The sequence below is a fragment of the Lentzea sp. NPDC036955 genome, assembly GCF_055608005.1.
In genome coordinates, this window is the sequence record NZ_JBVJRC010000026.1 from 1 (window position 1) to 1,320 (window position 1,320).

Genomic DNA, 1,320 nt, shown 5'->3' on the forward strand with positions numbered 1-1,320 from the left:
AGGGCGTCATAGTCGCGTGGTCTAGACCCGAAGCGGTGTGATCTAGCCATGGCCAGGGTGAAGCGCGGGTAAGACCGCGTGGAGGCCCGAACCCACCAGGGTTGAAAACCTGGGGGATGAGCTGTGGTTAGGGGTGAAAGGCCAATCAAACACCGTGATAGCTGGTTCTCCCCGAAATGCATTTAGGTGCAGCGTCGTATGTTTCACCGCGGGGGTAGAGCACTGGATGGTCTAGGGGGCCCACAAGCTTACCGAAATCAACCAAACTCCGAATACCGTGGTGTGAGAGTGCGGCAGTGAGACTGCGGGGGATAAGCTTCGTAGTCGAGAGGGAAACAGCCCAGAACGCCAGCTAAGGCCCCTAAGTGTGTGCTAAGTGGGAAAGGATGTGGGGTCGCACAGACAGCCAGGAGGTTGGCTTAGAAGCAGCCACCCTTTAAAGAGTGCGTAATAGCTCACTGGTCAAGTGGTCCTGCGCCGACAATGTAGCGGGGCTTAAGCACACCGCCGAAGCTGTGTCATTTCAGCCTTGTGCTGGGATGGGTAGGGGAGCGTCGTGTAGCGGTTGAAGCGGCGGAGGAATCCAGCCGTGGACGCTACGCGAGTGAGAATGCAGGCATGAGTAGCGAAAGACGAGTGAGAAACTCGTCCGCCGGATGACCAAGGGTTCCTGGGCCAGGCTAATCCGCCCAGGGTAAGTCGGGACCTAAGGCGAGGCCGACAGGCGTAGTCGATGGACAACGGGTTGATATTCCCGTACCCGTGTGAACGCGCCCATGATGAACCTTGTGATACTAACCGCCCGAAGCCCTCCGAAGATCCTTCGGGATCGAGGGGTAAGTGGAGCGCGGGACCTGAACTTGTAGTAGTCAAGCGATGGGGTGACGCAGGAGGGTAGCTCCGCCAGTGAGTGGTAGTACTGGTGCAAGCGTGTAGGGAGAAGCACAGGCAAATCCGTGCTTCACATATCCTGAGACGTGATGCGTAGCCGATTGAGGCGAAGTAGAGTGATCCCATGCTGCCGAGAAAAGCCTCTAGCGAGCTTTCACGCGGCCCGTACCCCAAACCGACACAGGTGGTCAGGTAGAGAATACCGAGGCGATCGGGCGAACTGTGGTTAAGGAACTCGGCAAAATGCCCCCGTAACTTCGGGAGAAGGGGGGCCGTAGCGCTTGAAGCCTTTTACAGGCTAGGGCGAGACGGCCGCAGAGACCAGCGAGAAGCGACTGTTTACTAAAAACACAGGTCCATGCGAAGTCGCAAGACGATGTATATGGACTGACGCCTGCCCGGTGCTGGAACGTTAAGGGGACCGGTTAG

At 57.7% G+C, this 1,320-nt stretch carries 1 rRNA gene; it reads left to right on the forward strand.

Annotation, left to right across the window (positions count from 1 at the left end):
* Positions 1-1,320, forward strand: a 23S ribosomal RNA gene (locus ACZ7CF_RS42185); the annotation flags it as partial.